The organism is Sphingobium sp. TA15 (genome assembly GCF_037101235.1).
Taxonomy (GTDB): Bacteria; Pseudomonadota; Alphaproteobacteria; order Sphingomonadales; family Sphingomonadaceae; genus Sphingobium; species Sphingobium indicum.
In genome coordinates this window covers 1,540,073-1,563,756 of sequence record NZ_AP025355.1, presented here as the reverse complement: position 1 = coordinate 1,563,756, position 23,684 = coordinate 1,540,073, and the positions used below count along the sequence as shown (strand labels likewise).

Annotated in this window: 24 protein-coding genes; 22 read left to right on the top strand and 2 right to left on the bottom strand. The window is 63.3% G+C overall.

Annotated elements, in window-relative coordinates; genetic code table 11:
* Window positions 1–12: 12 nt before the first annotated feature.
* The 17 genes from Sj15T_RS07755 to Sj15T_RS07675 all read left to right on the top strand — a co-directional run bounded on the left by Sj15T_RS07755 (window position 13) and on the right by Sj15T_RS07675 (window position 16,389).
* Entirely contained in the window at window positions 13–1,668 is a 1,656-nt protein-coding gene (locus Sj15T_RS07755) for a histidine kinase (RefSeq protein ID WP_338756224.1), read from the top strand.
* A 146-nt stretch (window positions 1,669–1,814) separates the two neighbouring features.
* Entirely contained in the window at window positions 1,815–2,600 is a 786-nt protein-coding gene (locus Sj15T_RS07750) for a DUF2569 family protein (protein WP_013040515.1), read from the top strand.
* An 870-nt stretch (window positions 2,601–3,470) separates the two neighbouring features.
* Window positions 3,471–3,668 (top strand): Flp family type IVb pilin, encoded by a 198-nt coding sequence (locus Sj15T_RS07745; RefSeq protein ID WP_041385965.1) that lies wholly within the window; start codon window positions 3,471–3,473, stop codon window positions 3,666–3,668.
* A gap of 26 nt (window positions 3,669–3,694) precedes the next feature.
* The gene (locus Sj15T_RS07740; protein WP_013040512.1) at window positions 3,695–3,892 is read left to right on the top strand and encodes a Flp family type IVb pilin; all 198 of its coding nucleotides are present in this window, start codon (window positions 3,695–3,697) and stop codon (window positions 3,890–3,892) included.
* 26 nt (window positions 3,893–3,918) lie between these two features.
* Window positions 3,919–4,893, top strand: coding sequence for a Flp pilus assembly protein CpaB (cpaB, locus tag Sj15T_RS07735; protein WP_253720650.1), 975 nt, complete (start codon window positions 3,919–3,921; stop codon window positions 4,891–4,893).
* Window positions 4,894–4,903: 10 nt separating this feature from the next.
* Entirely contained in the window at window positions 4,904–6,535 is a 1,632-nt protein-coding gene (locus tag Sj15T_RS07730) for a type II and III secretion system protein family protein (RefSeq protein ID WP_013040510.1), read from the top strand.
* 14 nt (window positions 6,536–6,549) lie between these two features.
* Window positions 6,550–6,816: a hypothetical protein gene (locus tag Sj15T_RS07725; protein ID WP_013040509.1), complete on the top strand. Its 267-nt coding sequence runs from the start codon at window positions 6,550–6,552 to the stop codon at window positions 6,814–6,816.
* Between the two features lie 22 nt (window positions 6,817–6,838).
* The gene (locus tag Sj15T_RS07720; RefSeq protein ID WP_013040508.1) at window positions 6,839–8,470 is read left to right on the top strand and encodes a pilus assembly protein TadG-related protein; all 1,632 of its coding nucleotides are present in this window, start codon (window positions 6,839–6,841) and stop codon (window positions 8,468–8,470) included.
* An 8-nt stretch (window positions 8,471–8,478) separates the two neighbouring features.
* Complete coding sequence (locus Sj15T_RS07715) at window positions 8,479–9,030, top strand: TadE family protein (RefSeq protein WP_013040507.1); 552 nt, start codon at window positions 8,479–8,481, stop codon at window positions 9,028–9,030.
* Complete coding sequence (locus tag Sj15T_RS07710; RefSeq protein ID WP_013040506.1) at window positions 9,027–9,695, top strand: TadE/TadG family type IV pilus assembly protein; 669 nt, start codon at window positions 9,027–9,029, stop codon at window positions 9,693–9,695. Before Sj15T_RS07715 ends, Sj15T_RS07710 begins: the two co-directional genes overlap by 4 nt.
* Window positions 9,692–10,927 (top strand): pilus biosynthesis protein CpaE, encoded by a 1,236-nt coding sequence (locus Sj15T_RS07705; RefSeq protein WP_013040505.1) that lies wholly within the window; start codon window positions 9,692–9,694, stop codon window positions 10,925–10,927. The genes Sj15T_RS07710 and Sj15T_RS07705 overlap by 4 nt, the downstream gene beginning before the upstream one ends.
* Complete coding sequence (locus tag Sj15T_RS07700; RefSeq protein WP_007685441.1) at window positions 10,927–12,282, top strand: CpaF family protein; 1,356 nt, start codon at window positions 10,927–10,929, stop codon at window positions 12,280–12,282. Before Sj15T_RS07705 ends, Sj15T_RS07700 begins: the two co-directional genes overlap by 1 nt.
* On the top strand, window positions 12,282–13,283 hold the full coding sequence (locus tag Sj15T_RS07695) for a type II secretion system F family protein (RefSeq protein WP_013040504.1): 1,002 nt from the start codon (window positions 12,282–12,284) through the stop codon (window positions 13,281–13,283). The genes Sj15T_RS07700 and Sj15T_RS07695 overlap by 1 nt, the downstream gene beginning before the upstream one ends.
* A 4-nt stretch (window positions 13,284–13,287) precedes the next feature.
* On the top strand, window positions 13,288–14,256 hold the full coding sequence (locus tag Sj15T_RS07690; RefSeq protein ID WP_013040503.1) for a type II secretion system F family protein: 969 nt from the start codon (window positions 13,288–13,290) through the stop codon (window positions 14,254–14,256).
* Between the two features lie 20 nt (window positions 14,257–14,276).
* Window positions 14,277–15,053, top strand: coding sequence for a tetratricopeptide repeat protein (locus Sj15T_RS07685; protein ID WP_013040502.1), 777 nt, complete (start codon window positions 14,277–14,279; stop codon window positions 15,051–15,053).
* Window positions 15,050–15,862, top strand: a complete 813-nt coding sequence (locus Sj15T_RS07680) for a hypothetical protein (protein WP_013040501.1) — start codon at window positions 15,050–15,052, stop codon at window positions 15,860–15,862. The genes Sj15T_RS07685 and Sj15T_RS07680 overlap by 4 nt, the downstream gene beginning before the upstream one ends.
* Window positions 15,859–16,389 carry a prepilin peptidase gene (locus Sj15T_RS07675; protein ID WP_013040500.1) on the top strand — a complete coding sequence of 177 codons (531 nt, stop codon included), beginning with the start codon at window positions 15,859–15,861 and terminating at the stop codon, window positions 16,387–16,389. The genes Sj15T_RS07680 and Sj15T_RS07675 overlap by 4 nt, the downstream gene beginning before the upstream one ends.
* A gap of 190 nt (window positions 16,390–16,579) precedes the next feature.
* Here the strand turns inward: Sj15T_RS07675 and Sj15T_RS07670 are convergent, their stop codons facing one another.
* Window positions 16,580–17,239 (bottom strand): response regulator transcription factor, encoded by a 660-nt coding sequence (locus tag Sj15T_RS07670; RefSeq protein ID WP_013040499.1) that lies wholly within the window; start codon window positions 17,237–17,239, stop codon window positions 16,580–16,582.
* A complete protein-coding gene (locus Sj15T_RS07665) occupies window positions 17,236–18,909 on the bottom strand; it encodes a histidine kinase (RefSeq protein ID WP_013040498.1) in 1,674 nt (557 codons plus the stop codon). Before Sj15T_RS07665 ends, Sj15T_RS07670 begins: the two co-directional genes overlap by 4 nt.
* A 223-nt stretch (window positions 18,910–19,132) precedes the next feature.
* Here Sj15T_RS07665 and recO point away from each other — a divergent pair, with 223 nt between their 5' ends.
* The 5 genes from recO to Sj15T_RS07640 all read left to right on the top strand — a co-directional run bounded on the left by recO (window position 19,133) and on the right by Sj15T_RS07640 (window position 23,414).
* Window positions 19,133–19,867 (top strand): DNA repair protein RecO, encoded by a 735-nt coding sequence (gene recO, locus Sj15T_RS07660; protein ID WP_013040497.1) that lies wholly within the window; start codon window positions 19,133–19,135, stop codon window positions 19,865–19,867.
* A gap of 61 nt (window positions 19,868–19,928) precedes the next feature.
* Window positions 19,929–20,975 carry a 3-isopropylmalate dehydrogenase gene (gene leuB / locus Sj15T_RS07655; protein WP_013040496.1) on the top strand — a complete coding sequence of 349 codons (1,047 nt, stop codon included), beginning with the start codon at window positions 19,929–19,931 and terminating at the stop codon, window positions 20,973–20,975.
* Window positions 20,976–20,985: 10 nt separating this feature from the next.
* On the top strand, window positions 20,986–22,194 hold the full coding sequence (gene metZ, locus Sj15T_RS07650) for an O-succinylhomoserine sulfhydrylase (RefSeq protein WP_007685420.1): 1,209 nt from the start codon (window positions 20,986–20,988) through the stop codon (window positions 22,192–22,194).
* Between the two features lie 33 nt (window positions 22,195–22,227).
* Entirely contained in the window at window positions 22,228–22,626 is a 399-nt protein-coding gene (gene apaG, locus Sj15T_RS07645; protein WP_007685418.1) for a Co2+/Mg2+ efflux protein ApaG, read from the top strand.
* Window positions 22,623–23,414: a LysR family transcriptional regulator gene (locus tag Sj15T_RS07640; RefSeq protein ID WP_013040495.1), complete on the top strand. Its 792-nt coding sequence runs from the start codon at window positions 22,623–22,625 to the stop codon at window positions 23,412–23,414. Before apaG ends, Sj15T_RS07640 begins: the two co-directional genes overlap by 4 nt.
* Window positions 23,415–23,684: the final 270 nt, after the last annotated feature.

Genomic DNA, 23,684 nt, shown 5'->3' with positions numbered 1-23,684 from the left:
GTGCGTCACGCGATGAATGGGCCGGGCGAAATCGCGATGCGCTTGAGCTGGTGGGACGCGCGGACGCTGTCGGCCCTGCGCCCCTGGCAGACGCTCAATTTCACCCGGCTGTTGCTGGCCGTCATCTATGCCGTGGTGAGCTTCGGCTTCTCCAGCGCCCGCCACTGGGCGGAGATCGCGGAGCATGCGCTGATCCTGCTCATGCTGTTGCTGGCGCTGGCCGCGGTGTTCCTGTCGTCGCGTTCCTGGGTGACGGACATGCGGATCAGGCGGCCGGTCATCTATCTGGACACGCTGCTGTTCCTGGCGCTGCTGGTCGTCACCAACCCGTCCAACAGCCCCTATTTTTCCGGCAGCTTCTTCGTGGCCATCGAAGTGGCGTTGATCGTGCGGCGGCGGCTGCACCTGCTGGTCGCCCTGATGGCCGGGTTGGTGGCGGTCGGCACCACATGGGCCGACCAGATCATTTCCCTGCCTTCGGAACCCGAAGCGGAGCGGATCGTGCTTCGCGCCTGCTTTCTGGCGGTGGCGATCCTGGTGACCGGCGTGTTGCTGGGACCGCGCCGGGAAACGCTGCTGGAATTCGAACGGGACCGGCGCTTGCTGGAGGGCGAGCTGCCGCCCGCCGGCGGGGATCACGGCCCGTTCCTGCTCCATGCCCTGCGGCTTGCCACCGGCGGGCAGGGGGTTGCGGTGCTGTTCCGCCTTGCCAGCCATGAGCCCCCGCGCTTCGCCAGCAGCGCGGCGCGGGAAATGCCTTCGGTGGGTTTCGGCAACCTGCTGACGGCGGAGACCGGCTGGCATGACCGGACGAGACATGCGTCGATTTCCCTGTCGGCCGATGGAATAGCCGTGCTGCGGCCATTGTCCGTGGGCGGCCGGGCATGGACGTCGCTGCTGGACGCCGAAACGCTGCTGACCGTCAGGGTGACCATCGGGACTTTCGAGGCCGTGGGCGCGGCCCGCCTGGGCGATCCCTGCCATGAGGACCGCGTCGCCATCGCCCAGCGGGTCTTCGAAAGCGCGTGCGAGGAACTGACCGTCCGCAACAGCCTGGACCTTGCCCATGTCATCGCCGGCGCGCGGGAGCGGGAACGGTTGCAGCGCGAACTGCACGACAGCGTCCTGCAGGCGCTGGCCAGCATCCGTTTCCAGATCGCGCCGCTGCTGGGCGGGCGGCAGGTTGAGCCGCGCGCCGTGATCCAGAATGTCGACCGCATCGCAAAGGACCAGATCGCCACGATCCGCTGGATCATCAATCCGGAGGCCGATGAGGAGGATTTCGCCTATCTGCCCGAGACGCTGGCGATGGTGGTGCGCTCCCTGGGGGAGCAATGGGGCATAGGCTGCGAGTTGAAGGTGGAGGACGGCAATTGCGCGACCAGCGCGCTGATCGGCCGGGAACTGAGCTTCGCCGTGCGGGAGATCGTCGCCAATGCGGTGCGCCATGCGGGGGCGACCATGGTGAATTTCGCGCTGGAGCCGGATGGCAACCGCATCGCCCTCCAGGTCAGCGACGACGGCGTCCCCAACATGGCGCGGCTGGGGTCGAGCGGGGCGGTGCCTTCGCGGTCGCTGATGCGGCGGATACAGATGTTGGGCGGGGAGGTGTTCCTCCAGAATATCGGCGGGCGCACGACCATCCGCATCACCGTTCCACGCAAGTGAGGGGCGGCCGGACTTTATCTTTTCCGATGGCTCGCCATATCCGTTCGGCGCCATAGAACTTTTCCCCAGGCCGCGCATTTACCTGGCGTTTACCAACATCGCGGATAGTCGCGGAGAGGTTCGGCGTTCGGAGGAGGTCCGGTTCCATGGTGCGAATGGTGAGGGACCGTCTCTACCGCAAGAGCGTGGCCGTCGTGCTGTCGATGCAGGTCAATCTGGAGCGGATCGTCGCCATATGGATCATGGCCGCCGCCTTCGCCTGCGGCCTTCGCCTGGCCTTTCCCGCGACGCCCTACAGCGGAACGCCCTGGGGAAGCGGGACGGGCCTGCTGCCCTACCTGCTGGTCGTCGGTGCGCCCGTCGGGTCGCTGCTGCTGGGATTGAAGCTGTTTCCGGCCGGACGCATCCATGCCCAGCCTGCTTTTCGGCTGGCGCAGGTCGGGCGCTGGCGCAAGGTGGACTGCCTGAAGGCGCGGGAGATGTCGCAATTCGGCCTCTATGGCGTGATGGCGTCGCTGCTGGTGGGGATCGCGCTGAACGTGCCGGTGCGCACGCTGGAATTTCTCGGCTCCATTCCCGCCCTGGGCAGCTATTCGCCGCCGTGGTTTGTCGGTCTGTACAGCGTGATGCTGGCGGACGTGGTGATCCTGTCCAGCCTCTACATGTTCGCCTTCGCCATGGCGCTGCGGCTGGCGCCGCTCTTTCCGCGCTTCCTGGTAATGGTATGGGGCATCGATCTGCTGGCGCAGATCAGCATCGCCCATCTGGTCGCCGGGATCGACAATGTGCCCCATGGCGTGGATGCCGCGTTGCTGAACATGCTGACGGGCAATGTGAAGAAGGTGCTGATCAGCGCAGCCATCTGGCTGCCCTATCTGCTGCTGTCCGATCGCGTGAATCTGACCTTCCGTCATCGGGTGAGCGCGAGCTAGGCATGCGGGATCAGGCTTCAGGCCGGAAATTCGGATGGAAAGCGACCTCTAAATTCGTCCCCGGGGCAGGTCGTGCTACTGCGAAAGCAGGAGTTCCGTCCCGGGCGGCTCCTCTTATTGCCTGAACCGGGGCTATCAAGAAGCGCCAGCCTTCTTGGGGGAGCACGACGCCGACATCTCCATTGGACCTTCCAAGCCAAATTCCCCCGCGGCAGGGTGGCAAGCTCGATATTGTTCCTGAATGGGACAGATGCAAACCGCTTTGTTTACGGGGCTTTGCAAGCCGAGTCGTGGCTGATTCGCGACGATTTCCAGAGATGCGGGCGGCGGCGCCGTTCAAGTCATGAGATGGGCCTGTCCCGAATAGCCTAGAGCGAAGGTATTAGCCGAACGGGTAATCCGGCTTTGCGAGTGCAACTATTCTGCTCAAATAAGCGCTGTTGCAACAGGTGTAATTCCTATATTATTTTAAATATAAACACAGAAATATTCTTGATAATTTTGAATTTATTACAAATATCAAAAATATAAAAAATAAAAATTTCAATAAACTTGGCAAAAATCTCTAATTTCCTAAAAGCATATATCTAAAGATATATTCAACAACTACTATCATTTACTTATGGAAATGAAATTGGTTGAAGGAAAAGGTTAACAAAAAATTGCCATAAGGTACTGATAAATAAACATATTTTTTACCATGTTGACTTGCATCAGCTTTGCTTCAATTTGATCGCAAGTTCTACGGGAACTGCCAACTGCCTGGCGATCGGAGCATACCGACGCCGGGGTCGCGAGGTGGACAGGCCCCTACCGTGGAGCTGAGCAAGAGCAACTGGGAATCGCTCCCAGCGAGTAGGGGTAAAAGATATGACCTTTTTGAAAAGCCTTTGGGCCGACCAGAGTGGTGCGTCGGCGGCTGAATATGCGCTGATCTTGGCGATTGTCGGGACGGGCATCGCGCTGGCCGCCGTTGGCCTGGGACAGTCTATCTCGACCGCGATGAATGAAGCTGGCAACTGCATCAAGTCTCCGCCGACTTCCAGCACTGGTACTGCCAACTGCTAAAGATGTCTCGATAGTGGAGTAGTGACATGAACTTCCTTAGGAACTTGTGGAACGATCACAGTGGAGCGTCGGCTGCTGAATATGCGCTGATCCTCGCCATCGTGGGTACTGGAATAGCACTTGCTGCTGTTGGCCTTGGGGAATCGATTTCCACGGCCATGAATGAAGCGAGCAACTGCATCAAGTCTCCGCCAACTTCTAGCACTGGCACCGCCAACTGCTAAATCGCCGATTGGAAGCTGGCAGTCTGATGGCTGCCGGCTTCCAACAGCTTACAATTCCGGGGGGAGTTGTCGTGGGGCAGCGCAGATCTCTTATAGTCCTAGGCCTTGCGATATTGCTGGGTCTTGCGGCCGTTTTCGTCGCCAACTCCTATCTGAGCCGTGCCGAAAAGGTGCCGCCACCGGAAGGCGGAATGGCGAAGGTCGTCGTGGCGACCGTCTCGCTGCCCTTCGGATCGGCGGTCACAGCCGAGAAAATCCGCGTGGTTGACTGGCCCGCCAATTCCGTGCCGCCCGGCGCTTTTCGCGATCCCATCCAACTGACCTCGCTCGGCAAGGGCCGCGTGGTTCTCCGGCAGATCGAGCCGGGCGAGCCGATCCTGGCCTCCAAGCTCTCCGGAGAAGGAGGGCGCGCCACCATGTCGGCGGTGCTTGCCCCGGAAATGCGCGCCGTCGCAGTCCGCGTCAGCGATGTGGCCGCCGCTGGCGGCTTCGTGCTTCCCGGCGATACGGTCGACGTCTTCGTGACGCGCACGCTTCAGGATCCGATGGGCGGCGCCAGCCAGCAGATCACCGACGTCCTGCTGCAAGGCACCCGCGTCATCGCCATCGACCAGAACGCCAACGACACGTCGAAAGACCCGGCCGTCGGCAAGACCGCCACGCTGGAGGTCAACCAGGTCGACGCGCAGAAGCTGGTCCTGGCCCAGCAGGTGGGGCAGCTCACGCTGGTCCTGCGCAACCTGACCGACAAGCCCAATCCGGCGGTGCAGACCGTGGGGATAGAGGATCTGCGCGACGGCGCCTATGTGGGCGGCTATGCCGGCCCCCGCGCCCGCGTCGCCGACATGGCCTATCTCCCTCCGCGCCCCGCGTCCGCCTTCCGCCCGGCGCGCCGCGCCGTGCCGAAGAACATGAACGCCCTGCCGTCAACCGCATCGGTCGAAATCGTGCGCGGCACGACCGGCACCAGCTATGAGGTGAAGCGCTATGGTTCCCGCTAAGTCCTTGCCCATGCTGGCGTCCCTGCTGGCGCTGGGCGCCGGGGCGTCGCTGCTGCCGATGCAGGCGCAGGCGCAGGTCGCCTCCCTCAACGTCAGCAACGCCAATCATGCCGGTCAACTCGACGTGCCGCTCAACAAGAGCCAGGTGCTGACGGTCGACCGGCCCTTCGCCAAGGCGCTGGTCGGCAATGCGGAAATCGCCGATGTCCTGCCCATGACCAACCGTTCGGTCTATGTGCTGGGCAAGAAGATGGGCACGACCAGCCTGACCCTCTACGACAGCCGCAACATGATGATCGCGGTGGTCGACGTGGCTGTCGGGCCGGATGTCGTGACGCTGAAGCGGCAGTTGTCGGAATTGATTCCAGGCGAGCAAATCGGTGCGCGTATCTCTAATGATGCCCTGATACTGACTGGTACGGTTTCGAGTGCTGCGGCGGTCGATCAAGCGGTACGCATCGCCAGCACTTATGCGGGTGGCTCGGAAAAGATCGTCAACATGCTTTCGGTTGGTGCCTCGCAGCAGGTGATGTTGGAGGTGCGTTTTTCCGAGGTGAACAGGCAGGCAGCTAAAGAACTAGGCCTTAACCACACCTTCCTTAATAACAGCGGCAAGTTTGTCGGCGGAATGGGTGAAAATGGATTAGCAGGCGTTCCAGTTACAGGAAATACGTCATCCATGGGTTCGGGTACGTCAAATTCTTCTTCCCTTACAAACACCATAACTACGACTAATGGAGTCACGAATACCGTCAATCAGGCGGTCAATTCTAGTTCTGCTTTCTCTAATATCTCGAACTCCTCTGTCACCGGAAGAGGCGGTAACGGTGCGCTGGACCTACTCCTACCAACCACTGCTTTCGGTGCTTTAGGATGGGTTACTAATCTTGGCGGCTTGAGAATTTCGTCCGCTCTCGATGCGCTGGAACGCAAGGGGCTGGTGAAAACACTGGCAGAACCGACGCTCGTCGCATTGTCTGGGGAGACCGCCTCTTTCTTGGCGGGCGGCGAGTTCCCTATCCCCGTTGCTCAAAATGGTAATGGAACTGGGAGTGGCAGCAATAGCATCACGGTCGAATTCAAACCATTCGGCGTCAGTCTTGGCTTCACACCTACTGTTCTGAGCGACGGCATCATCAATTTGGTGGTCGAGCCGGAGGTGAGTTCGATTGATCCTTCGGCATCGGTGCAGATAAACGGGTTGGTCATTCCAGGCCTTTTGACGCGCCGGGCTAAGACTGTAGTCGAATTGCGCGATGGACAATCTTTCGCCATTGCGGGCCTGCTACGCAACGACTTCCAGGATACGATACGTCAGATTCCAGTATTAGGTTCTCTTCCCATAATTGGGGCGCTCTTTCGGTCCTCCGGTTTTCAGAAACAGGAAACCGAATTGGTTATGATCGTCACGCCTCGCCTCGTGAAACCGATGCGGGCGGATGATGTCCGGCTGCCGACTGACCGCGTGGGCAATCCGCACGAATTGGACCTGTTCCTGATGGGGCGCACGGACAAGGCGGTAGGCATCAACCCGCTCAATCCCGATGCAATGCCGCCAGAAAAGCCCAAGAGCGAGCCCTCGCCAGCGCCAGCGAAGGAAGCTCCGGCTTCGGGCAAGGCGCCCAGCGGATATGAATTGTGAGCAGGAGGCCGACGATGCGCGTTGCTTATCTTGGAAGCGCCCTGATGTTGCCGCTGCTGGCGGGCTGCACGGCGAACGACCCGACTTTCGGCGGCGCGGTGCGCAGCAATTATGCGATGCAGGTGATCAATCCTGATCCGCAATATGAAGGCGCGTTGGTCGAGGGCGGTGATGGCCAGCGCTCAGCCGCGGCTGTGGAACGCTATCGCACCGACAAGGTGAAGAAGCCCCAGCCAACGCATACCACCAGCGGCTCCAGCGGCGGCGGCGGTGCGAACTGATTGAGGGATAAGGAGCGGCTCCATGCCCGGCGCACGAAAAGGACTGTTACAGTCGACCGGAGGTGCGGTTGCGCCTACGGTCGCGCTGTCGCTTTTCGGGCTGATCGCGGCCGGCGGGATCGCTTTTGACTATGCGCGGATGGCGGGCCTGGATACCGAACTGCAAAACGCAGCAGACCAGGCAGCATTGGCGGCGGCAAGCCAACTCGACGGAACGAGTACGGCGATCACGCGAGCCACGAGCGCCGCGCAGACTTTGATCGTCAATCAGACGCGTTTTGCAAATGATGGCAATGCTTCGGGATTGTCGGTAACCGTGCCTACCCTGACATTTTATTCCAGCTATGATCAGGATGCCGATACCGGCACGGTTACGACCAGCGCCACCGCCGCGAAATTTGTGCAGGTGTCGGTGGGAACTCGAGAGGCGGTCTACGCCCTGACGCCGGTTGTCCAGCTTTTTCGGTCAGGTAATTTGAACGCGTTCGCGACGGCAGGATTGGGTTCGGCAATTTGCAAAGTGCCGCCTCTGATGTTGTGCATTCCGTCGGAAACCTTTCCTTCATCTGCCGACATAGGGGATGGACTGCGGTTGCAGCCTGGTCCGCAGACCGGGGCCTGGGTGCCGGGTGATTATGGCTATCTGGATTTCGGAAACGGCGCGAGTGGACTTGCTATCAATCTGGGCGCGAACAACCAAGCTGCCAACTGCATGGATAATTCCGGCGGATTGCAGACGGAGCCTGGCAATAAGGCAAGCGTCACGGAAGCTCTGAATACAAGATTCGATCTTGATGCAGGCAAGAAATATAGTTGCTCCACCAGCACAGGGGATTACTGTCCGGCAGAGAATGTCGGCAAGGATTTCGCGCGGAAAGAAGAGGTTGAGTTCAAAAATGTGGATCCGGCGCTACCCCCTGCAAATCCAGGTTGTGGAGCGACCAATGGAACTGGAGCCAACGGCCCTAAAGTTACCATTTCTGATTTCGAACAATATCCGAACGCAAAGGGATTTACGCGGGATACTTGTCATATAGACGGCAGTTGTACGAGCAACTTCGGCAACGGTACATGGGATGTTGCTGGATATTTTGCCACCAACCATCCGGCGGATGCGGTTCCCAGCGGTGCAGCGGCGAGCCGCTACAACGTCTATAAATGGGAATTGGAACAAAAATCGCTGCGTCTCCCGACCCGTCTGATCAGTTCGACATCGGCCCAGAGCAGCAATGGCGGGGGAAGTGGCGGCAGTAACGGCGGTGGCGGCAGCAATGGCGGCGGTGGCAGCAACGGCGGTGGCGGTGGTAGTGGCGGCGGCGGCGGGGGAAGTGCCAACGTAACATATACCTACACCAACTATTGCGCCTATCCCCAACCCGTAAACGCAACGGCCGTCGCCGCCAGCGCTACGCAGAAGGACCGACGTATCCTGACTATCGCCGCTGTGGATTGCACGGGCTTGAACGGCAGGAGTTCGGTCAAGGTCAAGAAATGGGTGGATGTTCTGCTCGTCGAACCGTCTGTCACCAGAACGTCGCCCTATTCGACCGGAAAGGAACAAATCTACGTTGAGATAATCGGCGAAGCCACCAAGCCGGGGGGAGCCAATGCATTTCAATATTATGGCCGAAATCGGCCTTATCTTCTGAAATGAGGCGGCGGGTGAAATCTTTGTGGATGGACCGTTCCGGCAGCGCTGCGGCGGAAATGGCTCTCGTTTCTCCTATGCTTATTGCACTGATGTTCGGTAGCTTTGAACTCGGCAACTACTTCATGAGTGAGCATGCGGTCGCCAAGGCGGTGCGCGATGGTGCGCGTTTTGCCAGTCGACTGCCCGTATCGACTTATAGCTGTCCGAGTGGCGGGGCCGACGGTTCGGCCGGTAGTTTTGCCACTGGTACTACCACCCAGCAAAGTCAGATCAAGAACATCACCCGCACAGGCAGCATCGATGGTTCCGCTACACCGCGCCTTTCTTATTGGAGTGCGGCACAGGAAGCGGCCGGTCTGCCTACGGGAAGCCCGATCACTTTGACCATCACATGCAGACTGGCCAGTAATTTCTCAGGTGCTCTGTCGGGGATGCCGGGCAATATCCCTGTCATAACGGTGGCAGCGAATGTTCGTTATCCCTCGGTGTTGACGCAAGTCGGGTTTGCCAGCGCCAATCTACGCCTGAATTCACAATCCCAAGCGCCGGTGATGGGGCTATGAAGCTGCTGCGTATCCTTTTCAGCGATCGGCGCGCCGGGTCTGCTGCTGAATTCGCTCTGGTGCTTCCTTTGCTGTTGATATTCCTGATCGGGATCATCGATGTCGGACGGCTATTGTGGACAATAAACCGCGTAGAGAAAGCAACGCAAATGGGGGTGCGCTATGCTATCGTGACCACCCCTATTCCGGCAAAGCTCAGCAATCTATCGGCATCCAAGGTTTCCGGAGTGGGCCTGACGGATTCAAGCGGCAAAATACTGACCAATGGTGATTCCCTCGATCAATATGATATGGGGAGGTTCACTTATAGTATCGCTGGCAATGCCCTCGAAACCGCCGCTCCGACATGCCAGTATACGGCTCCAGCGACTAGCTGCAATTTTCTGGGAAATATTTCTACCGACTCATTCGATGCGATTTATAACTGGATGAAGAATTTTCTTCCGGAATTGAAGCGTAAGAATATTGAAATCAGCTATTCCAACTCAGGATTGGGCTATGCGGGCGATCCTACGGGGCGGGATTTTTATCCCATAGTCACGGTATCTGTAAAAAATCTCGCTTTTCAGCCGCGCAGCTTGGCTGTGTTTGGAACCAGCTTCACTCTTCGAACCATCAGCGCCGCTCTCACCATGGAAGACGGCCAGGGCTCGGCATCAAATTGAGGGACAAGATCGTGGGCATCGTGACGAACGCAGCGGAACCCGCCGAGAGCTGGACCCTCAATATCGGGGATGAGGGCCTTCATCTCATCCTGTCGGAGCAGGAGGTGCAGGCGTCCGACATATTGGGGGACCGCCTGACCGGCCAGTCGCTCACCCTGTCCATGCTGGCCGCCGGCGCGCCCGTGCCGCCGCAACTGGCCGCCGATGCCAAAGCGATCATCATAGAGGTTCAGCCCGACAATGACGCGTCCATGGCGCGGCTCGCCGGGTTGCGCGCCGCCAATCCGAAGCTGATGCTGGTGGCGGCGGTACGCGATGCGCAGATCGCGGTCGTGCGCGCCCTGCTGCGCAGCGGGATCAACGACGTCATCGAACTGCCGCTGCGCGCCCATGACCTGGCGGCGATATTGGACGATCTGCGCAGCCGCATCGCGGCCAGCCGCCAGGACGACGTCAGGACCGGCCAGATCGTTTCCATCATCAAAAGCGTCGGCGGCGTCGGCGCGACGACCATCGCGACGCAGGCGGCGAGTCTTCACGCCCGCTCAAAAAAGCAGGGCGGCGGCGAAGTCTGCCTGTTCGACTTCGACATACAGTTCGGCAATGCCGGCACCTTCCTGGGGATTTCCTCGCCCCTGACATTGGCGGACCTGCTCAACGCGGGCAGCCGCGTCGACAATGAGCTGTTGCGGACCGTCACCGTGGAAACCTCCACCGGCCTCAGGGTCGTGACCGCGCCGGCGGAGATCATGCCGATCGAGGCGGTGAACGCCGATCAGGTCTTCCGCATCGTCGAACTGGCGCAGCGCGGTTTCGATACGGTCTATCTGGACCTGCCGGGCAACTGGACCAACTGGTCGATGTCCCTGGTGGCGCGTTCCCAGGTCGTTTTCCTGGTGTGCGAACTCACCATCGCCAGCCTGCGCCAGGCGCGGCGCCAGATTTCGCTGCTGCGCGACCAGGACATCGATCCTTCGCGCATCCATGTCGTCGCCAATCGCGTGGAAAAGAAATTTTTTCGCGCCATCGGCCTGGAGGATGCGGCGGCGGCGCTGGACCACCCTGTGAAGCTCAGCATCGCCAACGACTTCCCGCTGGTCAGTTCCGCGCTGGACCAGGGCGTGCTGATCCAGGAACTGAAGGCGCGCAGCCGCATCTGCAAGGACATGCAGGACATCGTCGATTGCTGCACCCAGGCGGCCGAGGCCGAACGTCAGGCGGAGAAGGGCTGATGTGGCAGATCCGAAAAGGCGAACGAGGCGACCCCCGCGACGAAGTGGGGCCGATCGAGACCCAAGCCGCGCTTCTGGAGGAAGACCGGCACACCGAACTCAAGGTCGCGCTGCACCAGAAGCTGATCGACATCATCAATCTTTCCGCGCTGGAAAGCATGTCGCGGGCGCAGGTGGAGGCCGAAGTGGGCGAGATCGTCCACGAACAGCTCGCGCTTCAGAAACATGCCCTCAATCTGGAGGAGCGCCGCCGGCTGGTGTCCGACATATTGGACGAACTGCTGGGCCTGGGTCCGCTGGAGCCGCTGCTGAAGGACCACAGCATCACCGACATATTGGTGAACGGGCACAAGGTCGTGTTCGTGGAGCGCAATGGACGGCTGGTCGAAACGGCGACCCGCTTCAAGGATGAAAAGCACCTGCTGCGCATCATCCAGAAGATCGTCGCGGCGGTGGGACGGCGGATCGATGAATCCTCGCCCTTCGTCGATGCGCGCCTGGCCGACGGCTCCCGCGTCAACGCGGTGGTGCCGCCGCTGGCCATCGACGGCTCGCTGCTTTCCATCCGCAAGTTCGCCAAGGTGCCGATCAGCATGGCGCGCCTCACCGAACTGGGCAGCGTGCCCGCGCCGATGGCGCAGGTTCTCTCCGCGGTGGTGGCGGCGCGGCGCAACGTGCTGATTTCCGGCGGCACGGGTTCGGGCAAGACGACCCTGCTCAACGCCATGTCCGCCGCCATCGACGAGCATGAGCGCATCGTCACCATCGAGGATTCGGCCGAACTGCAATTGCAGCAGCGCCACGTCGCGCGGCTGGAAACCCGTCCCCCCAATATCGAGGGCAAGGGAGAAGTCACGCAACGCGACCTGGTGAAGAATGCGCTGCGCATGCGGCCCGACCGCATCATCGTCGGCGAAGTCCGCGCCGGGGAGGCGTTCGACATGCTCCAGGCGATGAACACCGGCCATGACGGATCGATGACGACCGTGCACGCCAACACGCCGCGCGACGCGCTGTCCCGCGTGGAGCAGATGATCGGCATGAGCGGCATCGACATTTCGCCGCGTTCCGCCCGCGCCCAGATCGCTTCGGCGCTGAACGTGATCGTGCAGGTGGGGCGCCTTGCCGACGGGCGCCGCCGCCTGCTCAGCCTGTCGGAAATCACCGGCATGGAGGGGGAGGTCATCACCATGCAGGAAATCTTCCGCTTCAAGATGACCGGCCGCGATGAGAACAACATGGTGCGCGGCCATTTCGAGGCGACCGGCATCCGGCCCAAATTCATGGGGGAACTGGCCGACCGGGGCATCGCCCTGCCGGCCGAACTGTTCCGTCCCGATGCGGTGATCCACTGATGAACCCGCTCTACATCCGCGTCTTCGTCCTCGTCCTGCTGTTCGCGGCGGTGATCCTGACGATCGAGGGCATTGCAGGCTGGCTTCGCGCCCGCGCCACGACCGATCGCGTGGTGAACCGGCGGTTGAAGATGATCGCCGCGGGTTTCGAGCGCAGCACGGTCCTTTCCAAGCTGCGGCGGAGCGACGAGGCGGTGAGCTTCGACCGTTCCTCCCTGTTTGGGCGGGCGGGGCTGGGGGTGATGCGGGTGCTGCACGGCGCTGGCCTGACCTTCCCGGCGCGCACGGTGCTGACGCTGATGCTGATCGCGACGAGCGCGCTGTTCCTGCTGGTGATGGTGGGCGGCCTGGCGGCGGGCTATGCCCTGACGGCGGGGATGTTCGTGATGGCGCTGGCCTTTGCGGGCGCGCTGGGCATTGCGTTGCCGATGATGGTGCTGACGCGCCTTGCCCAGCGGCGGCGCAAGAAGATGGAGGAGCAGTTTCCCGTGGCGCTGGACACCTTCGTCCGCGGCCTGCGCGCCGGGCATCCCATTGCCGCCGCGCTGGACCTTTTGACCAAGGAGATGCGCGATCCGATCGGCAGCGAATTCGGCATCGTCGTCGATGAAGTCACCTATGGCTCCGACCTGCGCGACGCGTTGCAGCGCATGGCCGAACGATGGGACATGAACGAGATGCACATGTTCGTCATCTCCCTGTCTGTGCAGAGCGAGACGGGGGGCAATCTTGCGGAGATCCTTGAAAATCTCTCGACCGTGATCCGCGAGCGGGCGAGCCTGTTCATGAAGGTCCGGGCGCTCAGTTCCGAAGGGCGGATGACGGCGGTGATGCTGACCGCCTTGCCGATCCTGGCCTTTGTCGGCCTGTTCCTGGTCAATCCGGCCTTTTATCTGGACGTCGCGCAGGACAGCATGTTCATCATCGGCTTTGTCGGCTTGATCGTCCTCTACCTGATCGGCTTCTTCACGATACGCCGCATGGTCGACCTGAAGGTATGATGCGATGCTGAATTCCGCGTTCTTGATCCAGTTGCGGCCGTTCATTCTCGGCTTTCTGTTCATCGCCATCGTCGCGCTGGTCTTCGGCCTGTCGGAAGTCGTGATGCGCAACGCGCGGGTGCGCAGCCGGCTCGACCTGGTGGGAGAAGGCGGGGCGTCCCAGAATGGCAGCCAGACGCTGCGCGGCGAACGCAACAGCAGCGAGTGGAAGAAGCTGGTCGACCGCATCGAGAAGATGGGGGTTTCGCTGGTCGACACGAACAATGTGGACCTGCGCCGGCGCCTGATCGCGGCCGGCTACATGTCGCCGGAAGCGCCAAAGCTGTTCACTCTCTTTCGCCTTGTGCTGACCTTTGCCCTGCCCGCGATATTCGTGATCACATCGCTCCGCAATCCGGAACCGCCCACTGCGCTCACCCTCTATATGGTCGCATCGCTGCTGGCGGTCCTGGGGCTTTACATGCCCAACCTCTATATTTCGGCCAAGGCTTCGCGGCGGCAGGAAGAAATCGTCCACGGCTTTCCCGATGCGCTGGACCTGATGCTGGTCTGCGTCGAGGCGGGCCTGGGCCTGGAGGCGGCGATGGATCGCGTCGGCCGGGAACTGGCGCTGTCCCATCCGCTGGTGTCCGCGGCGCTGGGCAAGGTCGTTCTGGAACTGCGCGCGGGGCGCAGCCGGCAGGACGCCTTGCGGCGCATGGCCGATGATGTCGACGTGGATGAGATACGCTCCTTCGCGACGCTGCTGATCCAGTCCGATCAACTGGGATCGAGCGTCGGGCAGACCCTGCGCGTCTACGCCGCGGAGATGCGCGAAAAGCGGCGGATGCGGGCCGAGGAGAAGGCGCATCGCCTGCCGGTGCTGCTGTCGGTGCCGCTGGTCGCCTGCATGCTGCCGGTGATGATCGGCGTGCTGATGCTGCCGGCGGTGGTGCGGGTGGTGCGCGACATCCTGCCGGTCATGACTCGTTAGGAAAAGGGGGAGGGGGGACCATGAACAAAGGGGCAGTGGCAGTCGCTCTCATCATTGTGACGACGGCGTGCAGCGGGCCGCAAAAGGGCGTGCTTTCGATCAGGCCGGTCGATCGGCAGCCCGCCGCGCCGACGCAGGATGCGCTGACGCGGGGCGACCTCTTGTTTTCGCGGGGGGAATATGCGCTGGCGCTGGACGCCTTCCGCCGCGCCGTGCGCAACGATCCGACCGACGCGCATGGCCTGAACGGCGTCGCGATCAGCTATGCGGCCATGGGGCGGCACGATCTGGCGCGGGAGTTTTTCGAACTGGCGCTGTCGCGCGCGCCGGAGGATGCGCGCATCGCCCGCAACTTCGCGCGGAGCCTGTCGGCGCAAGGCCTGAAGGGCGAAGCCGACGCGCTGCTCGCCCAGTCGGGCGGAGCGCCGGCGGGTGCGCCCGTCGCCGCTCGCCCGACCTTGGCGCAACTGGCGTCGGCCGTTCCGGCCGGGCGCCCGGCGCCGATGGCCGGGATGGAACTGGAGCGCGTTTCGCTGGGCGAGGTGCGGTTGCGGACGATGGAGGCGGGGGCGTCCGCGCCCCGCGCCAATCCGCAACTGACAACCCGGATCGTCACCGTGGCCGAAACGCAGGCCCGGCCCGAACTGATGGCGCCGATCATCACCGTCGGCACGCCGGATGCGAAGGCTCCGCTGGAATTCGCGGCGGGCGAAGAAACAAGGCCTGCTCACGACGGACTGTTCGAACGGCTGTGGAAAAGCATGGCGCGGCCCGCCCGGAAAGGGACGCGGGGATGATCTGGGCGCTGCTTCTGGCGACCGCCGCGCCGACCGCCGGGGCGATGCCGTCCTCGCTGGATTATGCGCGGCTGGTGGAAGAGGCCATGGACGGCGGGCGGATCATCCAGGCGCAAGCGATGCTGGGCCAGTGGCGCGCCGCCGCGCAACCGGACGACCGGCAGGCGATGGAAATGGCGGATGCGCGCATGGCGCTGGAAAAGCGGCGCGATGAGGAAGCGCTGGCGCGTTTCGCCGCGCTGGAGCAAGGCGGCCTCAGGGACTGCCGCGTCGGTGAGGGCAGGGGGATCGCGCTGCTGCGCCTCGGCCGCGCGCCGGAGGCGCTGGAGCCGCTGCGCCGGGCCGTGGCCGATTGCGCGGGGCGCTGGCGCTCGTGGAACGCGCTCGGCGTGGCCTATGACCAGGCGGAGTCCTGGGCGCTCAGCAACGCCGCTTATGAGCGGGCGTTCCAACTCACCGACAAGCCTTCCCAGGTTCTCAACAATTACGGACTGTCGCTGCTCAAGCAGGGCAAGGCCGGCAAGGCCGCGACGATCTTCGACAAGGCGCGCGAAAGCGCCCCGGACGATGCGCGGATCATCGCCAATGGCGACACGGCCTATGTCATGGCGGGACGGGACATCAGCCGCCGGCCCGCCGACACCGCCGACGAATGGGCGCGCCGGCTCAGCAATGCCGGACAGGCGGCGATGCGGATGGGCGATCTGCCGAAGGCGCAGGCCTATCTCAGCCGCGCCGTGAGCGAGGCCGACAGCTTCGTGCCCGAAGCCGCGGCCGCGCTGGACAGCATGAAGGCTGCGGGGAAATGATGAAGGATCTGGTTCTGCTTGCCGTTTCGTTCGTCCTAGTCGCGGCGGCGGTGGAGGATATGGCCCGGCTGCGCATATCCAATATCTTCCCCCTGTTGGTCATCGGGCTTTATGCGGCCTGGGTCGCTGCGGCGGGCTGGGAAAATGACATCTGGCGTAACGGCACCGTTTTCCTGGGCATGTTTGCACTTGGATGCGGCCTGTTCGCCATGCGCGCCATGGGCGGCGGCGACGTCAAGCTGATGAGCGCTTGCGCGCTGTGGTTCGACTGGGCGGGCGCGGTTCCGTGGCTGGTCTACGTCACGGTCGGCGGCGGCGTGCTGGCGCTGGTGCTGATGGCCGGCCGGCGGCTGGTGCCGCAAAGCTGGCGGGAAGGCTCGTCCATCGCGCTGTTCGACAAGAAGGGGCCGATCCCCTACGGCGTTGCGATTGCGCTGGGGACGATCATGGCGCTCCATATGGCCGGGCCGAATCCCAGCGGAATCGCCCATATGCCCGATTTCGTCCAAGGCCTGCGCCAGAGATAAGGCTGTCTTGATTTCGACCAGTTTGCCCCACCGTCACCCCGGGCTTGACCCGGGGTCCCGCTGCCTTGGACGAGGTGCAGTGTAGAGGGAAAGGCGGAACCCCCGATCAAGCCTGTCCTGAGCTTGTCGAAGGGTCCGGGGTGACGAACAGGGGAACGTCCGCTTCCAACCATCATCCACCACAGCCCCTTTAATGCTCCACCCCCACGGCGGGCATTTCGCTGTCCATCGACATCATCATGATGATCAGTTCAGAGCGCGACTTGATGTTGAGCTTCTGGAAGATGCTGTGCAGGTGCACCTTCACCGTGCCTTCTGTCAGCCCGCACCGGCTCGCTATCTCCCGGTTGCGAAGGCCTGCGCGGATCAGGCCGGCGATCTCCAATTCCCGTTCCGTCAGCGCCGCAAGCGCATTGGCCTCGCTGGCGGGCGCGGAAATGCTGTGCACCAGCGCCTGCTCCATGACGAAGGGGGCGATGCTCTTGTTGCCGCTCATGACCTGCTGGATGCAGCTCAGCAGTTCGTTGGGGTCGCTGTCCTTCAGCACGACGCCGTCGACGCCCAGCTTGATCGCTTCCAGCGTCTGTTCCGGGCGGATATGCACGGTCATGAAGATGACCGGCACCGTGCTGCCGCTGCCCCTTATGGCTGACAGGATCGCCAGGCCGCCGCCGCTTTTCATGCTGACGTCCAGGATCAGCAGGTCCGGTTCCTCCGCCTGCATCCGTTCCAGCGCCTCTTCTACCGACCGGGCGCAAAATAATATGTCATGGCCGTGGGAGGTCAGGAACTGGGCCATGCCGTCCAGGAAGATCGGATGATCGTCGACTATCGCTATCTGGGCCATCATATGGGAGACCTTGGTAGAGAGGAGGGTAATCTGATCGAAATCAGCGAGTTCATGCTGAGATTGTGAAAATACGCCGTTCCGCCGATCTTGCCCAGTCGCTTCATGATCGATTGCGACTGGAGTTCGAAGTCGCCGGTATAGTTTTCGCGGGCGACCGCCTGCGGTCCGGGATTGTCCTTCAACGCGATCAATATTTCATCGTCGACCTGCGCGATGGATACGGTGATGTGGCGCGCATTGGCGTGCTTGACCGCATTGGCGGCGGCTTCGCGGATCAGATATTCGATCTCCGCCGCGGTTTCCGCCGATACGGTCATGGGGCGTTCGACCAGGTGCAGGCGGCAATCGATCGCCCATTGCAGCGCGATGAAGCGGCAGCAGCGTTCGACTTCGCGGCCCAGGTCGACGTCGGTCTCGGCCGACACCGGGCTTTGCTGGCTGAGCAGCCGGCGCAGATGCGCCTGTTCCGCCGTCACCAGTTCCTCCATCGACTTGAGTTCCGTCAACTGGTCCGGAACGGCGGCGTCCGACAGGCCGTGGATCGTGGTCGCCAGCCGGACGCGCAGCGCCGCCAGCGTCTGGAGCACGCTGTCGTGCAGGTCGCGGCTCAGCGCCTGGCGCGCCTCGGCGAAGGTGCGCTGGCGCCAGGCGAGGAAGAAGAAATGCCGCTCCAGGAAAAGGTCGATCCCCTCCTGTATGCGCAGGCATCGCAACAGCACGGCGGGCGACCAGCCATGGCTGGTCCCGATGAACAGCCGCCCGCGCAGTTCGCCCGCCTGGATGTGGATGCTGGCGCCCTGGCCGGGGCCGAACACGTCCGATATGCTGTCGGTCAGGTCCGCCGCGCGCTCGTTCCGCAATATGCCCAGGCGGCTGCGCAGCAACAGCCGCGGCGACTGGGTCGAATAGAGGAAGGGCGCCTCCCGCGGCGTCACGTTCGACAGGCCGTCGATCTGCTTCTGCGGCAGGATGACATGCCGCACGCCATCGGCGTCGCACAGTTCGCAATGGACGTCGGTGTCGTCCATCATCTCCCACACGAACGCGCAATAGCGGGAGTTCATCAATTGGGAGACCTGCTCGACCAGGAATTGCGCCAGCGACTTCTGGAAGGACAGGCCGACGCCCTGCAACCGTTCCGACCAGCTTATCAGTCGCCGTTCCAGAATGTTCATGCTCAACATCGATGCCGCGATGACACAGCCGATGACGATGGTCAGGCTGTCCGTGGCGCGGTCCACCGCCGGCACATGGCGGACCGAAGCCCAGCTTTCATAATAGCCGCGCGCGATGAAGGCGAAGATCAGGCACACCCCCAGGATGAGGACGGCCCCGCGCCCGAACCGATCGGACGCCGACCATGCGACGAAGAACAGGCATCCCAGCGCCGCGATCTGCAACGGTTCGCACAGCACGATGACCGTCAGGAAGGCGATCAGGTCGAATATCAGGAAAATCGGGCGAAGCAGCAGGCCGAGCGGCGGCGTCAGCGAATTCTGCGCGATGCTGATCGCCGTCCACGTCCACACGGCAGCCTTCAGCAGCAAGGCCGTATGGGCGAAATCCGGTTCGTTGCTGAACATCGCGTCGACCTGCCAGGTCGCGGCAGCCGAAAAGGCGACGCGGGATATGGCAAAACCCAGCGTCGGCGAACGTCCCAGCCAAAGCACCAGGCGATCCATCGCGGAAGATGACGCCAAGGGCATGTGATACATGGCGAAATTTGTCCCCCGACAAGTCCCCATCGATAATTGTGCGCATGACCTGATGGAAAAGCAACCTATATCGAAAGGGCCGCAGGGCCTTGCGCGGCGATTTTGCGCGATTTCGGGACAGTTCGGCCGCGAGCGGACATGGATGGCGCGCCGGGCCGTTGGCCGATATGAAAGGGGCATGGCGACGCTGATCACCCCGGCCCTGGTCTGCGCGCTGCGCCCACATGGCGAACATGGGGCGATCGCGCGTCTTCTGACTCCCGGCCATGGCCTGCTCGCCGGCTATGTGCGGGGCGGGCGCTCGCGCCGGTTGCGCCCCGTGCTGTTGCCGGGCAATGCCGTGAAGGCCGAGTTCCGCGCCCGGACGGAGGAGCAACTGGCCGGACTGACCGTCGAACTGGAGCACAGCCGCGCCCCGCTCCTGGCGGAGCCGTTGCCGGCGGCGGCGATCGATTGGGCCTGCGCGCTCACCGCGGTCGCCTTGCCGGAAGCGACGCCCTATCCCGCGCTCCATCAGGCGCTGGACGGCGTGCTGGGCGCGGTGGAGGCGGCGCCGGCGGCGCGGGGCTGGGCCACGGCGCTGATCCGTTACGAATTGCTGCTGCTGGCGGAACTGGGCTTCGGGCTGGACCTCGGCCGTTGCGCGGCGACCGGCGGGAATGACGATCTGGCCTATGTCTCCCCGCGCAGCGCGGCGGCGGTCAGCCGGGCGGGCGCCGTCGGCTATGAGGACCGGCTGCTGCCCTTGCCCGCTTTCCTGCTGGAGGGCGGGGCAGGGGAATGGCCCGCCATATTGGACGGCTTGCGGTTGACCGGCTTCTTCCTCGAACGCTCCGTCCTCACCGATTGGCGCGTCGATGTGCTGGCGGCGCGAGAGCGCTTGGTGGACAGGCTGAAAAGAGCGGTCGCCTAAACGCTTGCGCTGGCGGCGGCGGCTTCATAAGGGGCGGCGACGCGTTTGAAGGAGTTGCCCCATGTTGATCGCCCTGTTTCCCGGAGACGGTATCGGTCCAGAGATCGTCGCCCAGGCGAAGCGCGTGCTGGACGCGCTGGCGATCCCCGGCATCCGCTATGAGGAAGGGCTGGTCGGCGGCGCGGCCTACAAGGCGGTGGGCCATCCGCTGCCGCCCGAAACGCTGGAACTGGCGAAGCGCGCCGACGCGATCCTGTTCGGCGCGGTGGGCGATCCGGATTGCGACTCGCTGGAACGGCACCTGCGCCCGGAACAGGCGATACTGGGCCTGCGCAAGGAATTGGGCCTCTTCTCCAACCTCCGTCCGGCCAAGGTCTTCCCCGAACTGGCCGACGCCTCCGCGCTCAAGCAGGAGGTGGCGAGCGCCATCGACCTGCTGATCGTGCGCGAGACCAACGGCGACGTCTATTTCGGCGAAAAGGGCATGCGCAGGACGCCTGAAGGGCTGCGCGAAGGCTATGACATCATGTCCTATAATGAGGAGCAGGTGCGCAGGATCGCGCATCAGGGCTTCCAGGCCGCGCGCGCCCGCCGGGGTAAGCTCTGCTCGGTGGACAAGGCCAATGTGCTGGAGACGAGCCAGCTCTGGCGCGACGTCGTGATCGAAGTGTCGGCGGACTATCCCGACGTCGCGTTGAGCCACATGTATGTCGACAATGCCGCGATGCAGTTGGTGCGCAATCCCGGCCAGTTCGACGTCATCGTCACCGGCAATCTGTTCGGCGACATCCTGTCCGACCAGGCGAGCATGTGCGTCGGTTCCATCGGCATGCTGGCGTCGGCCACGCTCAACGACAGCAACCAGGGCCTGTACGAGCCGATCCACGGCTCCGCGCCGGACATCGCCGGGCAGGGCAAGGCCAATCCGCTGGCAACGGTCCTGTCGGCGGGCATGATGCTGCGTTACTCGCTGAACCTGCCGGAACAGGCCGACCGCATAGAGGCCGCCGTCGCCAAGGCGCTGGCCGATGGGGCGCGCAGCTTCGATCTGGGCGGGACGATGAACACGGTCGAAATGGGCGACGCCGTGCTGGCCGCGCTCAACTGAGGATAGGACGATGAAGCGCAAGAGCGGGCAGAACCCCGAAATCACCCGGAACTGGCGTCCCGCGACGCTCGCCGTGCGCGGCGGCAGCGCCCGCACCGAATATGGCGAGACGTCGGAGGCGCTGTTTCTGACCAGCGGCTACAGCTACGACCGGGCGGAGGATGCCGCGGCGCGCTTCGCGGGCGAGCAGCAGGGCATGACCTATTCGCGCCTCCAGAACCCCACGGTGGAGATGCTGGAACAGCGCATCGCCCTGCTGGAGGGCGCGGAGGCCTGCCGCGCCACCGCGACCGGCATGGCGGCGATGACGGCGGCGCTGCTGTGCCAGTTGTCGGCGGGCGACCATGTGGTGGCGGGCAAGGCGCTGTTCGGCTCCTGCCGCTGGCTGACCGATACGCTGCTGCCCAAGTTCGGGATCGAGACGACGACGGTCGACGCGACCGACAATGCCGCCTGGGAAGCGGCGATCCGTCCCAACACCAAGGTCTTCTTCTTCGAAACCCCGGCCAATCCGACCATGGACGTGGCCGACCTTGCCACCATCTGCGGCATTGCGAAGGCGCATGGCATCGTCAGCGTCGTCGACAACGCTTTCGCCACGCCCGCGCTCCAGCGGCCGATGGAGTTCGGTGCCGACGTGGTCGCCTATAGCGCGACCAAGATGATGGACGGGCAGGGCCGCGTCCTCGCAGGCGCGATCTGCGGCACGGAGGATTTCATCATCAACACGCTGTTGCCGTTCCACCGCAATACCGGGCCGACGCTCAGCGCGTTCAACGCCTGGGTGGTGCTGAAGGGTCTGGAGACGCTGGACCTGCGCATCCGCCGCCAGAGCGAGAATGCGCTGAAGGTCGCGAAATTCTTGGAAGGCCGGGTGGCGAAGGTGCTCTATCCGGGCCTGGAAAGCCACCCGCAGCACGCCCTTGCCGCCAGGCAGATGGAGATGGCCGGTCCCATCTTCTCCCTCTATGTCGGCGGCGGCCGGGCGGAGGCGCATGGCCTGCTCAACGGCCTGGAACTGGTCGACATCAGCAACAATATCGGCGATTCGCGCTCGCTGATGACGCACCCCGCCTCCACCACCCATTATGGCATGGCGGAAGCGGCGCGGCTGGAGGTCGGCATAACGGAGGATATGCTGCGCCTCAATGTCGGCCTGGAAGACCCGGACGACGTGATCGAGGATCTGGATCGCGCCCTCAAGTCGATAGGCCGTTGACGGGGCAGGGGTGAAAGGCGCATTTCTTAAGCCGTGAACGCACTTTTCCCCTTCCACGCGACGACGCGCGACATCAACGTGCACGTCGCCGTCACCTTCCTGCCCGAACAGTCGGAACCGGACCGGGGCCGATGGTTCTGGGCCTATCATATCCGCATAGAGAATGACGGGGATCAGCCGGTGCAACTTCTCACCCGGCACTGGATCATCACCGACGGGCGGGGCGCGCAGCATCGGGTCGACGGAGACGGGGTCGTGGGGGAACAGCCGGTGGTGCAGCCGGGCAAGAGCTATGACTATGTGTCCGGCTGCCCGCTCAACACGCCGACCGGCTCCATGAAGGGCCATTATCACATGATCGGCGCCAGCGGCGAGACGTTCGACATCGCCATCCCCCACTTCGCGCTGATCGCGCCCGCGGTGGCCGAATGAAGCGTACCCATTTGCCGCTCAACGGCCTGCGCGTGCTGGATGCGGCGGCGCGGCACCTGTCCTTCACCCGCGCCGCGGACGAGCTGGCGGTGACGCCCGCCGCCGTCGGCCAGCAGATACGCGCGCTGGAGGATCTGCTGGGCGTCGTCCTTTTCCGCCGCACGCCCAAGGGGCTGGAACTGACGCCGGAGACGGAGGCGGGCCTCGCCGCCCTGCGCGCCGGTTTCCTGGAGTTTGAGGAAGCGGTGCGCGCCATGCAGGCGGGCCAGTCCAGCAGTTCGCTCACCATCGCCGCGCCCCGCGACATCACCGCCAAATGGCTCCAGCCGCGCCTGGCGGGCTATGCCGCCAGCCAGCCCGACCTGAAGTTCGCGCTGGTCGCGGCGGACGAGACGCTGGACTTCACCGAGGCCAATCTCGACCTCGCCCTGCGCCTTGCCGAAGGGCCGGGCGAGAATGAGGGCATCAGGCTGGGCGAAGCCTCCTTCGTCACCGTGGAAGCGGCCGAAGGCGGCCCCGACCACCGCATCGAATGGCCCGGCTGCCCGAAGGGAGACGCGCCCGCGACGATCCGCGTGGCCGACGCGGGGCTGGCGATCGAGGCGGCGGCCAACGGCTTCGGCCATGCCTGCGTGCCCTTCCTGCTGGCGCAGGCGGACATGGCGGCGGGACGGGTCCGGCAAGTGGGCGACGCCGCCCCTTCGCCGCTGGCCTATTGGCTGATCGCGCCCCTGCCGCAATGGCGGCAGAAGAAGGTCAAGGCGCTGGTCGAGGCGCTGACGGGATAGGGCGTCGGGGGGATAATTGCCATTTAGCCCCTCCCCTTCAGGGGAGGGGTTGGGGTGGGGGCGTGCCGTTACAGGCTTGGTTTTCCTTTGGGGCACGACCCCACCCCTCGGTCCCCTCCCCTGAAGGGGAGGGGAAGATTACATGTCCCCTATTTGCCAGAACCGGCTATTCCCCCCATTCCACATCTACCCACCCCCACGCCACTTGCACTTTCTTAATCCTCTCGCGCATAGCCTGTACTGACAGGCTTAGCGCGGAGAGGATGGGCG